Raw genomic sequence first — 1754 nt, forward strand, 5'->3', positions numbered from 1 at the left:
AACACCCACACACCCCCAAACCCAGAAACGGATGTGTCTCGTGGGATCGGTGTTGTGAATAAGACCCCGGCTTCCAGGACGACGACCGCGACCAGGGCGAGGTCGACGTGGTCGTGCACCACCTGCACCGGGAGGCCGTCGACCTGGTCGAACGTGGTGCGCAGCGACTCGTGCCTGGCCACCAGCCCGCGCACCGCGTCGGTCAGCCGGGCCACGTCGAGCGGACCGGTGAGGCGGAACGCGACGGCGCTGGTGTACTCGGTGCTCTCGGGCTGGAACTGGTTGAGGAACCACAGCCGCTGCTGGCCCGCCGACAGCGGCAGCGGCCGGTCGCGCGGCGCGGGCGGGATCACGTCGGCGCGGGGCGCGGCGCGACCGGCGAGCCGGTCCCGCAGCCGTGCGCGCAGGTGCTCCGGCAGCGCGGAGATCCGGTCGTGCTTGGAGGTGGTCATGTCCGGTCACGCCTCCGTGTCGGCAACGAGAGCTTCGAGGTCCGCGAGCACCAGGTCCTCGACCAGGTCGGCCAGGGCGGAGACGGTGCGGGCGGTGAGGACGTCGCGCGGGGAGAGGTCGACGCCGAACGCCGCCTTGGTCCGGGACGTGATGTGCAAACTGCGGATCGAGTCGCCGCCCAGGGCGAAGAAGCCGTCCTCGACGCCGACCCGCTCGACGCCCAGCACGTCGGCCCAGATCGCGGCGATGGCCTCTTCGGTCTCGGTGCGCGGCGCCACGTACTCGCCGGACGTGACCGCGTCGCGCTCGGGCGCGGGGAGCGCGACGCGGTCCAGCTTGCCGTTCGCGGTCAACGGCATGCTCTCCAGTGCGACGAACGCCGCCGGGACCATGTGGTCGGGCAGGACCCTGGCCGTGTGGTCGCGCAGCTCCGAGGCCGTAGTCGGCTTGTCCGGCACGAAGTACGCGACCAGGCGGTGTTCGTTCGCCAGTACAACGACCTCGGCGACGGCGGGATGCGCCCTCACGGCGGCTTCCACCTCGCCGAGTTCGATCCGGAACCCGCGGACCTTCACCTGTTGGTCCGCTCGGCCCAGGTAGTGCAGCCGTCCGTCGGACCACCGGGCCAGGTCGCCGGTGCGGTACATCCGCGAGCCGGGCGGCCCGAACGGGTTGGCGGGGAACCGGGACGCGGTCAGGCCCGGCCGGTTGAGGTAGCCGCGCGCCACCCCCGGCCCGGCCACGTACATCTCGCCGGGCACCCCGGCCGGGACCGGTTTCAGGTCCTCGTCCAGCACGTAGACCCGCAGGTCGGGGATGGGCACGCCGATCGAGCCGTCCGCGGGCGTCCACGTGACGTGCACGGTGGTCTCGGTGATCCCGTACATGTTGACCAGCTGTCCCCGGCCGCGCCACGCGTCGAGCTTGCGCACGTCCAGGGCCTCGCCGCCGAAGATCACGTACCGGACGGACGGCAGCTCGGGGTCCTCGGCCAGCAGCGGGTAGAACGCCGACGGCGTCTGGTTCAGCACGGTCACGCCCTCGTCGGCGACCAGGCGGGCGAACTCGCGCGGCGACCGGGACACCTCGTAGGGCACGACGACGAGCCGCCCGCCGTGCAGCAGCGGACCCCACAGCTCCCACACGGAGAAGTCGAAGGCGTAACTGTGAAAAAGCGTCCACACGTCGTCCGGCCCGAAGCCGAACCAGTGGTCGGGGCGGCGGTAAATACGGGCCCCCGTTGGGTGCGGGGTTTAAACCCCCCTGCGGTTTGACGGCGAGCCGGGCGTGTATTTTAACGA

At 71.3% G+C, this 1754-nt stretch carries 1 protein-coding gene and 1 pseudogene; both read right to left on the reverse strand.

Features of this window, described 5'->3' with window-relative positions; all coding sequences use genetic code 11:
• The coding region (locus ACFXGA_RS30440) for a condensation domain-containing protein (RefSeq protein ID WP_378093804.1) at nt 1-452 on the reverse strand (452 nt) is incomplete at its 3' end.
• Between the two features lie 69 nt (nt 453-521).
• A pseudogene (locus ACFXGA_RS30445) lies at nt 522-1664 on the reverse strand (AMP-binding protein); the annotation flags it as partial.
• Nucleotides 1665-1754 lie beyond the last annotated feature (90 nt).

Origin of the sequence: Actinosynnema sp. NPDC059335 (assembly GCF_042752395.1) — a bacterium.
Taxonomy (GTDB): domain Bacteria; phylum Actinomycetota; class Actinomycetes; order Mycobacteriales; family Pseudonocardiaceae; genus Actinosynnema.